At 38.2% G+C, this 10,733-nt stretch carries 8 protein-coding genes and 1 pseudogene; 8 read left to right on the forward strand and 1 reads right to left on the reverse strand.

What is annotated here, in order from left to right:
- The 8 genes and pseudogenes from ACQR30_RS02995 to tilS all read left to right on the forward strand — a co-directional run.
- The coding region (locus tag ACQR30_RS02995; protein WP_429731052.1) for a sulfatase/phosphatase domain-containing protein at positions 1-797 on the forward strand (797 nt) is incomplete at its 5' end.
- 381 nt (positions 798-1,178) lie between these two features.
- Positions 1,179-3,647 (forward strand): beta-galactosidase, encoded by a 2,469-nt coding sequence (locus ACQR30_RS03000; RefSeq protein ID WP_429731055.1) that lies wholly within the window; start codon positions 1,179-1,181, stop codon positions 3,645-3,647.
- A 257-nt stretch (positions 3,648-3,904) separates the two neighbouring features.
- Positions 3,905-4,594, forward strand: a complete 690-nt coding sequence (gene ccsA, locus ACQR30_RS03005; protein WP_429731058.1) for a cytochrome c biogenesis protein CcsA — start codon at positions 3,905-3,907, stop codon at positions 4,592-4,594.
- A gap of 27 nt (positions 4,595-4,621) precedes the next feature.
- Entirely contained in the window at positions 4,622-4,852 is a 231-nt protein-coding gene (locus tag ACQR30_RS03010; protein ID WP_429731061.1) for a CcmD family protein, read from the forward strand.
- A 190-nt stretch (positions 4,853-5,042) separates the two neighbouring features.
- Positions 5,043-6,458, forward strand: coding sequence for a Glu/Leu/Phe/Val family dehydrogenase (locus ACQR30_RS03015; protein ID WP_429731064.1), 1,416 nt, complete (start codon positions 5,043-5,045; stop codon positions 6,456-6,458).
- 495 nt (positions 6,459-6,953) lie between these two features.
- Positions 6,954-7,220 (forward strand): annotated as a pseudogene (rhuM, locus tag ACQR30_RS03020) (RhuM family protein); the annotation flags it as partial.
- A 292-nt stretch (positions 7,221-7,512) separates the two neighbouring features.
- Positions 7,513-8,596, forward strand: a protein-coding gene (gene prfB, locus ACQR30_RS03025) for a peptide chain release factor 2 (RefSeq protein WP_429731067.1) whose coding sequence is annotated in 2 segments (ribosomal slippage) — positions 7,513-7,572 and positions 7,574-8,596 — 1,083 coding nt in all. Because the reading frame shifts where the segments join, the coding sequence is not laid out codon by codon here.
- A gap of 64 nt (positions 8,597-8,660) precedes the next feature.
- Positions 8,661-10,043: a tRNA lysidine(34) synthetase TilS gene (gene tilS, locus ACQR30_RS03030; protein ID WP_429731070.1), complete on the forward strand. Its 1,383-nt coding sequence runs from the start codon at positions 8,661-8,663 to the stop codon at positions 10,041-10,043.
- A 78-nt stretch (positions 10,044-10,121) separates the two neighbouring features.
- Here the strand turns inward: tilS and ACQR30_RS03035 are convergent.
- Positions 10,122-10,733, reverse strand: a 612-nt coding sequence (locus ACQR30_RS03035; RefSeq protein ID WP_429731073.1) for a class I SAM-dependent methyltransferase, incomplete at its 5' end; no start/stop codon positions are given.

The raw sequence follows: 10,733 nt of genomic DNA on the forward strand, positions 1-10,733 counted from the left end.
CGTATAATCAGCGTTTCAGAGGTTTTTTTTCAATTTGCTGTCAAACTCAAGAGATGCCTGAGGCATCTTCTGCCATTTTTCCTGATATTGAAATAAAGGCCTCCAGAGCTGCTTATGCAGGGTCGATTTCTTTTGTAGATGAACAGATAGGGAGGGTGATAGCAGAATTGAAAAAGACGGGACAATATGAAAATACGTTTATTCTTTTTTGTTCCGATCATGGGGAGATGTTAGGGGATCAACATATGTGGCGGAAATGTAGGCCTTATCAGCCTTCTGCGAATATACCTTTAGTTGTGCGGTGGCCTTCAAAATTCGGTAACTTTAACTACAAAAGGGGGCAAACGAGAAATGAATTGGTAGAATTAAGAGATATATTTCCCACATTTGCAGATGTATGTAATTTTACAATTCCATCCAAAATTGACGGAGAAAGCATTTTGAAAATATTGAACGGAACCGCTGAATGGAGAACGACTTTATGTTCTGAACATAGTTTGGCGTACGAACCGGACAATGCTTGGATTGCCATCAGGGACAAACGATATAAATATATTTTTTTTACATTAACTGGTGCCGAACAGCTTTTCGATTTACAGCAAGATCCATACGAACTGAATAATATAGTGGCTACAGCATCCGTAAGTGCTGTTTACAAGAGTCTTTATGACGCACTTGCTTATGAGCTATCTGTCAGAGGAGAAGTGTGGGTAAAAGATGGTAAACTTCAGGTTCAAAAAAAATCTGTTTTAATGGGAGAAAATTTCCCCCATTATAAAGTTGATCAATCTTTTTAAGGGTGTATTCTTTATAAGTTTTGTGCTGATATCCCATCGACATTAACAGATATTAGGTGGTAATCATTTTTGTTGTATTCATTAGGTTATATACCTTTCATTTCTTTAAAGAGACGGCTGAAAGCTTATTTTCTGATTAATCATCATCTTAAAATAAAATGATGTAAGATTTTTTATAAAATTATTTTATAGGCTATAATAACAAGCTTTAAAGGCATCGAGCAGCAATTGAAAATTAAATCCGTTTGGTGATTTTTGGATAAAGCTTCTTTTTATTTTTTTGAGTGGGAAAGACGAGTTACTTTCCAGCCTAAATTAAAAATAATCTAAAGGGCGATTTAAGGGGCAGCCCTACTAAAGATTTTTACATATTTTATGAAGATGAAGAAGCAAATTTTACTGTACTTTTTGTTATTGCTATTTTGCGGGGTTGCTATCAGTTCCTTCGCGCAGAAGAAGCGCTACATTCCTGATAAGGAAGGTTATACAAAACCAATGCCGACGAAGCGCATTAGTTATGATGGAGATTGTATGAACATAGATGGTAAGGATGTTTTTATATACAGTGCAGCTTTTCATTATTTCCGAGTACCCAAACCATTATGGCGAGATCGTTTTGCAAAAATTAAAGCGGCAGGATTCAATACGGTGGAAACTTATATTCCATGGAATATACATGAATTGAATATGCCTAAAAGTTTGCAAGACCAATCTCAATTTAATTTTACGGACTTAAAAGATTTCCTGAAAATGGCTTCGGATGAGTTTGGCCTATATGTGATTGTTCGTCCTGGGCCCTTTATTTGTGCCGAATGGGCCGGAGGCGGATATCCACGCTGGTTGGCAAAATATAAACCTGCTAAGTATCCTGATGAATTTTGGTTAAGAGGAGATGATTCCATTTATCTGCAATGGAGTAAACATTGGTTTAATGCAGTAGATAAGGTTTTGGTTCCTTATCAAATTACCAGCAGACCCATTGGCAGTAAAGGCGTTATAATGGAGCAGATAGAGAATGAGTATGATGCCCAGGAAGCAAAGAATAAAGTAGCAGCTTTAAAAACATTTTATGAAACTGTAAAAAATGACGGAATAGATATTCCCGTATTTACTTGTCTGACCAGGGAATGCAGAGGCAGCAAAGACAACGAGCTTAAAAATGTTTTTGATGCGGAAAATCTGTATGTCGGCTTGAGAGAAGCGCCAGGATGTGCACAACGAATAGCAGACTTAAAAATACAACAACCGAATGCTCCGGCCTTTGTTACTGAACTACAAGGTGGTTGGTTTTCCACGACGAATGGTCGTCTAAGCGAAGATAACTATTCTGATTACCGCCATTATCAGGCAATTACATTAATGTCCATTTTGGGTGGTGCGACGGGATTAAATACCTATATGTTTGTTGGTGGAACCAATTTCGCTGGTTGGGGTGCAAGAGGACAAACGACGACTTACGACTACAACGCACCTATTCATGAAAACGGGAGCCTTAGTAAGAAATACGAGGTTGCTAAAAACATAGGCTCTTTCATCCGGCATTATGAAGCAAAGCTAATACATGCCAAAGGTGGGCCCTGCAAAATAATCAACGGCGCAAAATCTTTATATGGTGGAGTAAGAGTTGCGTCAGATGGGACGAAGTTTGTTTTTTTGCACAACACAGACCCCGAGCACGACATTTCTGGAAACATCATCTTGACAAGCGGTACTCCATCTTCAGCAGGCGATTCAATTTATAATATTGATCAGAACGGACAAAAGGTACTTGTCAAAATGGGTGCATTGAATAGTGATGCCTATTTATTTAAGCCAATTCAGCTTTCTTATCAGTTAAGTGGATTGGGATCAAAGGTATTGGTGATTCCATCTAATAAAAGTGCTACAGATGGCAAATGGTGGTTTGGTGATAAAATTGAACAACCAATAAATAACGTTGACTCGGTTTGTATCCGTTTTTCCACCGTTCAAAAACGAAATGAAGATTTTAAGGTCAAATGGAAGACGAATACAAAATCCTTACCTGAGATGGGGGTAAATGATTGCAGATATGTTTTATATCGCTTCGTCATTTCTTTGGGGACAAATGAAATAAAAAAGTTCACCCGGCTATTGTTTAATACCTATTCCAGGGATATTATCGATGTACAGATAAATGGGAAGATCCTGCCAAGATTGTCGCCAACGGAGCAATATGCTGCGGAGGCCACGCGCAATTATAGCATGTCTTTTACACCAATAAAAGATAACGATTTTGATAATGCTTTTGATGTTACTGGATTTTTGAAGAAAGGGAAAAATGAAATTATTGTTTTGTATGAAAATATAGGTCATGAACATGGTTATGTCCCAATGGAGGAACTCTGCGGAATTAAATTGGCCGGATTCAGTGATAACTCAAGTGAAATACAAAAAAAGCTTAATTGGCAGGTAAGCACGGACGTTTCGGGAGTGGAGAATAAATGGATGAATCAGCGCGGCAATAACAAAGGTTGGGCAAAGATTCAGCTTGACACGATTATGAATATATCGAGAAAAGGGAACGGCATTCAACCCAAAAGTCCGCATAATGCACTTATGACTTGGTACAGAGCTGAATTTAAAATTCCAACACCCATCGGTAACCAAAAAGCATTATGGCGTTTATTGATGAATGCTTCCGGCAATGGGTATATTTATTTGAACGGGCATAATCTTGGTCGTCACTGGGAGATAGGCCCCCAACGGGAATATTATTTACCGGAATGCTGGTTGAATATTGGAAACGGCAAAAAGAATTTTATCGCTATTGGGCTTTGTCAAACAGTGAATGGCGGTGAAATAAAAGCAATGGAAGTGACAACCTACTAATGTCCATAGAATTAGTGCAAAATGGCGGTGTAAGCCTTGTTAGCATAAGTATGGAACATAGTGGTATTCGGTTACTTTTTTAGTATGGGTAATTGCAATGAAATCTTAGTTTCCAATTTTAAACGTAATAAATTAACCTGCCATGTATCTTATTGGGTGGACTTTACTGTATTTTATGAAAAAAATTATAAACTAACGAGTGTTTGCAATGTTTCTTTTATTAATTTTGCATCCATTCAATCAAACAGATTTATAGAATGATGCGAAAAAGTTGGTGGAAAGTTTTGGCCTTTCTTATTTTATTATACGTTGGGTCAGTTGGTTTTCTGGTAAAAATACCACTATTAGACGACCGTCTGCAACAGTCTATTCGCAATTTGTTTTTCCATGTGCCTATGTGGATTGCCATGATGGTATTATTGAGCGTTTCTGTTTTTTATGCTATCAAATATCTCCGTACACAAGATCCCATTGATGATATTTATTCTTTAGAATTTGCCCGTACGGGTCTATACTTTAGTATTCTGGGATTACTTACTGGAATGATATGGGCTAAATACCAATGGGGCGCGGCTTGGAGTGGAGATCCAAAACAAAACGGTACAGCGATGGCTATACTTATTTATTGTGCTTATTTTGTTTTACGTGGATCAATGAACGACATCGATAAACGTGCAAAGATCGGTGCCGTATATAATATTTTTGCTTTCTGCATGCTTTTTCCAACTTTATGGATTATGCCAAGACTTACAGAAAGTCTGCATCCTGGCGGACTAGGGAGTCAAGGCAATCCCGGCCTCAATCCCGATGACACATCTGCAAGTCTTAAGATCGTAATGTATCCTGCTTTTGTCGGTTGGACGCTTTTGAGTATTTGGATCGCGACATTGCGTGTACGCTACAAGCTACTGGCAGAAAAAAAATCGGAAAAACAGAATTTTATTTGATAAAAATTACGACAAATCCTTTCTTCAATGAATATTTTTAAAAAGCTTTCTTTGTTAATTACTTTGTGTTTGTTGGGTACTTTTATCTTTGCTCAAGATAATACAGTAATCAATACTGCTCCTAAAGACTTTATGGAAAGTAACGGTAAGATATATGTAGTAGTAGCCGTGGTACTGGTTATTATTATCGGATTGTTTTTTTATTTATTCAACATCGACCGTAAGCTTTCTCGCCTGGAAAAAGGGGAGAAAAAATAATCCTGCTACCCCTACATTTACTACATCATTAGTAACTTATAATCTCGTATAAAAATGTCAAAAAATAAACAAACGTTCGTAATTATACGAACAAGGGTTCCTTAGAAACCGTATCTTGAATTTTTAATTTAAGAATGTGTAACTTCATAATACAAAGTGATAACCCAATAATAACTATAAATATCTAAAAATGTCAGAGCAAATTAGTTTCTTTGAAAACGTAAATAGAAGTTTCGATAAAGCAAGTAAGTTTACCAAATGGCCGCAAGGTTTGTTAGAACAAATTAAGGCCGCTAATTCGGTACTCAGAATGAGATTCCCACTCAAACGCGATGATGGCTCATTGGAAGTAATAGAGGCCTACCGCGTACAACATTCTCACCACAAGGCGCCTTGTAAAGGTGGTATCCGGTTTAGCGAGAATGTGAACCAAGACGAGGTGATGGCACTTGCCGCGTTGATGACTTATAAATGTGCTATTGTCAATGTGCCTTTTGCGGGCGGCAAAGGGGGTATTAAAATCAATCCTAAAAACTATAGCGAGTTTGAGCTACAAAAAATTACGCGCCGCTACACTTCGGAATTAATTAAGAAAAATTTTATAGGACCCGGTATCGATGTTCCGGCTCCCGACTACGGGACGGGTGCACGCGAAATGTCGTGGATATTGGATACCTATATGTCTATGAATCCCGGAATGATCGATGCTATGGGGTGTGTAACGGGTAAACCGGTTTCACAGGGAGGTGTTCGTGGTCGTACGGAGGCCACAGGCCTAGGTGTCTTTTATGGTGTACGCGAAGTTTGCAACACCCACAAGTTAATGGACAAAATAGGCCTTGCCTTAGGCATAGAAGGAAAGCGTGTCATTGTGCAAGGCTTGGGTAATGTAGGTTTCCACACAGCTAAATTCTTTCGGGCTTATGGCGCCAAAGTGATTGGCATGGCTGAATTTGAAGGTGCTATTTATAACGAGGATGGCCTGAATGAAGAAGAGGTTGCTAAACATAGAAAAGCGACCGGTTCGATTCTTAATTTTCCCGGGGCCACCAATTTTGCAAAAAGCAGTGATGCTTTGGAAGCAGATTGCGATATATTGATTCCCGCCGCTTTAGAAAGTGTTATTAATGGAGAAAATGCGGCTCGTATAAAAGCAAAAATAATAGGGGAAGCGGCAAATGGTCCGGTAACGCCTGATGCAGATGTTATTTTAAATGCAAAAGGTGTAGTCATTATTCCGGATATGTATTTGAATGCAGGTGGTGTAACGGTTTCTTATTTTGAATGGCTCAAGAACCTTAGCCACGTGCGTTACGGCCGAATGGAAAAACGCTTTACCGAAAACATGAATAAACAAATCCTTGGGCAGATAGAGGACCTTACCGGCAAAAAAGTGAATTCAACGGAGCGTACTTTTATTGAACACGGAGCTGATGAAATAGACTTGGTTTACAGTGGATTAGAAGAAACAATGATAAGCGCTACACGTGAAATAATGGAAGTTTGGAATTCTCATCCTGACATTCCGGATATGCGAACTGCGGCTTATATTGTTGCCATCGATAAAGTGGGTACTTCCTATGATGAACTCGGTATTTTCCCATAAAGATGTTTTTATACAATGTGCCGTAAAACCCATTCATCGCTGGCGTGGATGGGTTTTACGGCACAAAATATTTAGACATTAAAAAAAAGTGTATTTTTTTTTGTCAGTATAAGACTTAAAAACCTTGTAAGGGACTTGCAAGTACACGTATGGAGTAACTGTAAGACTTCAAATTCTTCGGAGTAGTAAGCGAGTTGCAGTGAAGTACTAAGCCGAACAATCTTTAGTTGTTTGGTAGTTCACTTTGGTAAATTAAGTCCTCTATGAATGTACATTCAAGGCTAAAATCAGGTAAAACGGTTGTAAATTAAAGCTTTACAGCCGTTTTTAGTTTCTTTTTTGACAGAAAGAAAAATCGATAAAGAGTGAGATTCGGCGAAAGTAAGGTTGCTAAAACGTTACTTTAAAAACTTGGAAACAAACCCCTGATGGCAAGATTTTAAAAAGTGATGTAACAATTGCAAGAAATTATTTGAACGTAGAAAAGCTTTAGAAAGGATAGTCACTTCTTATTTAGACTTAGCAGAAAATAGAGCAAGAAACAGACAGGTAATGAATATGAAGGATTGGGATAACCTTTTAGTTCAATTTTTGGAATTGGCAGATTATCCAATTTTAAAAGACAATGGCAAAATATCAATGTTGGAAGCAAAGCTAAAAGCCGAAAGTGAGTATGATAAATTCCGTGTGATTCAAGACCAAAATTATGTTTCCGATTTTGATAAGGAAATGAGAAAATTAATAGACAAGAAAAAGAAATAGCCAATGCCAAATTTAGGACACGTAACATACGATCAAACAGGAAAAAGTAAATCGACTAATGAATTGGGTATGCGAGCGAGAAATACAGGAAAAATGTTGAAAAGCTAAGCAATAAGCACCGTTACCAAATCCTTACCCGACTTTTGATAATCTTTGTAAAAGCTTAGTATTCAAACGATACATCTTTTTCCTAAACACTTTAGAATAAAAAATCTTGGACGCTTTTTTGCAACCGGGATTTTTTGTTTCGCAAAGTATCTTAATCATCAAATCATCCATTATCTTCGCAGCTATGACAATAGAACAATTAAAAGATATAAGAGACCGCGTACTTGTCTTGAGGAGGTTTCTTTGACGTCGATAATCGACAAGCTAAAGTAGAAGAAAACCGAAAACACTCCGTATCTGCGGGTTTTTGGGACAATAATGAGCGTGCTACTCAAATAATGAAAGATATCCAGGCTAATGAATATTGGCTAAAACTATATGAAGACGTTTCGTCCGGTGTAGAAGATTTTGCCATATTATTTGAGTTCTGGAAAGCCGGCGATGCTACGGAGGAGGAAACGCTGGCTGCCTATAATTCAGCCGTTGAAAAGTTAGATGAAGCGGAATTTAAAAGTACGCTCAATCAGCCGGAAGACGAAATGCCTGCGGTGATGCAAATCACACCTGGCGCAGGTGGTACGGAAAGTCAAGACTGGGCGGAAATGCTACTGCGCATGTATAGAATGTACGGTGAAAAGCAGGGCTGGAAAGTTACTGAATTAGATTACCAAGAAGGAGAGGGAGCCGGTATTAAATCGGCGACATTGCAATTTGATGGTAGTTTTGCATTTGGTTTTCTGAAGGCGGAGAGCGGTGTGCATCGTCTGGTGCGCGTATCCCCCTTTGACAGTAATGGACGAAGACATACTTCTTTCACCAGCGTGAATGTTTATCCGCTTATTGATGACACAATAGAGATTGAAATCAATCCTGCAGATGTAAAAATGGAAACTTCCAGAAGTGGGGGTGCGGGCGGACAAAACGTAAATAAGGTAGAAACTAAGGTACAGCTTACACATATTCCTACTGGCATTGTAGTCGTTTGCCAACAAGATAGAAGTCAGTTAGGCAACAGAGAAATCGCCATGAAAATGCTTAAAAGCCGCTTGTATGACTTGGAATTGCAAAAGCGGAACGCGATAAAAGACGAAGAAAATAAGAGTAAGAAAAAGATTGAGTGGGGAAGTCAGATTCGCAGTTATGTTTTGGATGACAGACGTGTAAAAGATCATCGTACCAACTACCAAACCTTTAATCCGGAGGCTGTGCTCAATGGCGATATCCACGAATTTATCAAGGCTTTTTTAATGTTGAAAGAAGAAGATTAATAAGATGGATGAGTGACGGAAGGATTGGCACAATTGACCGCTCTTATTTAAAATGATCTAGTAAATGAACCTGATATCATCTTTCCAAACCCAATTACAGCAGGACTTTCCGTATGTTTCAAAAAAACATACTAAATTGCTGCTGGCTGTAAGTGGGGGTGTAGATAGTGTTGTATTGGTTGATTTATTTGCGCGGCTGGGATTTAATTTTGTCATTGCGCATTGCAATTTTCATTTAAGAGGAGAGGAGAGCAACCGGGATGAAATTTTTGTAAAAACTATTGCCGAGATATATCAGAAAGAAATTTTTATCCAGCATTTTGAGACAGAGAAAATGGCGGAAATAGGGAAAACCTCTATTGAGGAAACAGCCCGTAATCTTCGCTACAATTGGTTCGTAGAGTTGTTGCATAAGGAAGATATTTTTCCACTTCCCGGCGGCGATGTACAGGCAAAAGAGGAATTTATTCAAAACAAATTTATTGTAACCGCTCATCACGCAAATGACACAATAGAAACTTTGCTGATGAATTTCTTTCGTGGTACCGGTATTGGTGGTTTACACGGCATTCCTTCACGCAACAAAGATATTATTCGCCCCTTGTTATTTGCTAAGAGAGAAGAGATTGTTGCTTATGCCAAAGCGCATCATTTGAATTGGGTGGAAGATAGTTCCAATCAATCGGAGCTATATACACGTAACTTTTTCAGATTGAACTTTTTACCTGCTGTTCAGCAATATTTTCCTCGGGTAGAAGATAATTTATTGAATAATATTGACCGTTTCAAGGAAGCGGAGATCTTGTACAAACAAGCAGTTGATCGCAGTAAGAAAAAATTGTTGCAGCAAAAAGGAAAGGAGTTTTTAATACCTGTTTTATTGCTAAAAAAAATACCTGCTCAGCAAACTTTGCTTTGGGAAATAGCAAAAAGTTTTTCTTTTTCGCAGGCGCAAATTCCGGAAATTATAAAATTGCTGGAGGCTACTTCGGGTGCGCATATCGATTCCGGGACACATCGGATTTTTAAAAATAGAAATCATTTGGTCATTACGCCATTGGCAGAAGCATTGTCCCAACAAGTGCTGATAAATAAAGAGGATAAAAATATTCATTTTGAAGATGGTCGTATTCAATTTTCTTTTCTGGAAAAGAATCTGTCCATCGACAAAGATTCCGGTATTGCTATGCTTGACGCCGATACTGTTAAGTTCCCGCTGTTATTGAGGAAATGGAAAACGGGTGATTATTTTTACCCTTTAGGGATGAAAAAGAAAAAGAAATTATCTCGTTTTTTCATTGATCAAAAGCTTTCTCTTTCTCAAAAGGAACATATCTGGGTACTTGAATCAGATAAGAAAATTGTTTGGATTGTGGGTCTGCGTATTGATGATCGGTTTAAGATATTACCTTCTTCTAAAAATATTTTAAGAATAGCGTTTAAATAGTGCCTTTTCTTCGCTTTTGCCCGGTAGTCGGATGCGACACTTTAAGGAGGCTCAAAATCTTATCCACTCTCCCCGTTATTATAATTTTCTAAAGCCACAAAAGGTGAAATGTTGTAGGGTCCCAAATGGTGTTAGATGATTTAGACTGACGCAGTTTATCTTCTTAAAATATTTATTCCATTTTTCACTAAGGGTATCTGCTGAATATTGTTTGATAGCAATGCCACTACATTTTTGAGGACCTTGTTCAGAAAATGTGCCCATTACTAAAAAGCCATTTTGGTGAATACTTTGGTTGGCTATTTCTATATAAGCGCTAATTTCTTTTTCGCCGGTCAAGAAGTGAAAAGTCGCCCTGTCGTGCCAAAAGTCGTATTGTTCGGTTGGTTTAAAAGAAGTGATATCCGCCACTATCCATTTTACTTTTTTGGCGTCGTCTGCAAGTCTCTTTTTCACTCGCGTGATGGCGGCTTCTGAGATATCCAAAGCGGTAATATCCTCATAGCCTAAGGCTAACAATTCGTCCACCAGGTAACTATCCCCCGCACCGATGTCAATGATTTTTGCATTTGTCGGTACATTATTTTGCCGCAGAAAACTTAAAGAAGTTTCGGGCCTGGCCTGAAACCAACTGTGTTCATTAGCTTCTTTAGTCAGATAGATTTGCTCCCAATGCTTTTTTCGATCAAA

The organism is Arachidicoccus sp., assembly GCF_050436765.1.
Lineage (GTDB): Bacteria > Bacteroidota > Bacteroidia > Chitinophagales > Chitinophagaceae > Arachidicoccus.

Coding starts and splice junctions, on each gene's coding strand:
- ACQR30_RS03000 (WP_429731055.1), top strand. CDS start 1,179: ATGAAGAAGCAAATTTTACTGTACTTTTTGTTATTGCTATTTTGCGGG.
- ccsA (WP_429731058.1), top strand. CDS start 3,905: ATGATGCGAAAAAGTTGGTGGAAAGTTTTGGCCTTTCTTATTTTATTA.
- ACQR30_RS03010 (WP_429731061.1), top strand. CDS start 4,622: ATGAATATTTTTAAAAAGCTTTCTTTGTTAATTACTTTGTGTTTGTTG.
- ACQR30_RS03015 (WP_429731064.1), top strand. CDS start 5,043: ATGTCAGAGCAAATTAGTTTCTTTGAAAACGTAAATAGAAGTTTCGAT.
- tilS (WP_429731070.1), top strand. CDS start 8,661: ATGAACCTGATATCATCTTTCCAAACCCAATTACAGCAGGACTTTCCG.